Origin of the sequence: Vibrio sp. MarTm2 (assembly GCF_027587055.1) — a bacterium.
GTDB classification, from domain to species: Bacteria; Pseudomonadota; Gammaproteobacteria; order Enterobacterales; family Vibrionaceae; genus Vibrio; species Vibrio sinaloensis_D.
Window position 1 is genome coordinate 1 of the sequence record NZ_JAPPTK010000049.1, and the last position, 631, is coordinate 631.

The following is a 631-nucleotide window of genomic DNA, read 5'->3' on the forward strand; positions in this document are numbered from 1 at the left end:
GGGCGTTATGTTCTAGGAGGAAATTCATGATTAGGGAAATCACAAAAGCCGATTTTGAGTCGTTTTGGCCAACATTTTCTGCGGTAATCCAGGCACAAGAAACTTATGCCTTTGACCCAAATATGACGCTAGAACAAGCATTTGCTTTATGGTGTGAATCTCCCCTGAAAGCTTTTGTTTTCGTAGAAAATGACGTTGTACTGGGCTCATACTACATCAAGCCAAATGCAATGGGGCCAAGTAGCCATATATGTAATTGTGGATACATGGTTTCTAGCAAAGCTAGAGGTAAGGGCATTGCACGCCTTATGTGTGAACATTCTCAGGAAACTGCTCTAGAACTTGGCTTTGATGCCATGCAATTTAACAGCGTGGTCTCTACCAATGAAGTTGCGGTGAAGCTTTGGGAGAAGCTAGGGTTTCAAAGCATAGGTACAATTCCCAAGGCATATAAGCATGCTCATCTAGGGTTAGTTGATAGCCACGTCATGTACAAATGGCTACGAACATAACAAGCAATTTAAGAGGGATTCCCAACGCTTGGCATTTTGGCTTCTACTTCAATTTTAGTGGTTACGGTACAATGCGTTAGGTTGGGTGGCAGCGTTGCTCACCCCTTAATTGGGCGTTA

Annotated in this window: 1 protein-coding gene; it reads left to right on the top strand. The window is 43.3% G+C overall.

Annotated features, from left to right (window positions below; translation table 11 throughout):
- The first annotated feature begins 26 nt into the window (after window positions 1-26).
- Window positions 27-512, top strand: a complete 486-nt coding sequence (locus OH458_RS21960) for a GNAT family N-acetyltransferase (protein ID WP_269979856.1) — start codon at window positions 27-29, stop codon at window positions 510-512.
- Window positions 513-631: the final 119 nt, after the last annotated feature.

Bases quoted from the DNA above. Each gene is read 5' to 3' on its own strand.
- OH458_RS21960 (WP_269979856.1), top strand. From the start codon at position 27: ATGATTAGGGAAATCACAAAAGCCGATTTTGAGTCGTTTTGGCCAACA.